1 protein-coding gene is annotated in these 382 nt (G+C 66.0%); it reads left to right on the forward strand.

Translation table 11 applies throughout. The features are described 5' to 3' along the window. Positions 1-382, forward strand: a 382-nt coding sequence (locus AC1DN0_RS41790) for a malate:quinone oxidoreductase (RefSeq protein WP_477146712.1), incomplete at both ends; no start/stop codon positions are given.

Below are 382 nucleotides of genomic sequence, written 5' to 3' on the forward strand. Positions count from 1 at the left end.
CGCCTGGACGGCGTGGCGCTGGAGAGTTCGGACGGCTGGAACAATGCCGGCACCGGGCACTCGGCCTTCGCCGAACTCAACTACACCCCCGAACTGCCGGACGGCAGCATCGAGACCAAGCGCGCGGTCGGGATCGCCGAGCAGTTCGAGATCTCGCGCCAGTTCTGGTCGCACCAGGTGCGCGAAGGCCGGCTCAGCCAGCCCTCGGACTTCATCAACCCCACCCCGCACATGAGCTTTGTGTGGGGCGATGACAACATCGCCTACCTGCACAAGCGCCAGCAGGCGCTGGTCAAGAACCCGCTGTTCTACGGCATGCAGTATTCCGAGGATGCCGCGCAGATCAGGCAGTGGGCACCGCTGCTGATGGAGGGCCGCGACC

It is taken from the genome of Cupriavidus sp. 05N39, assembly GCF_056397325.1.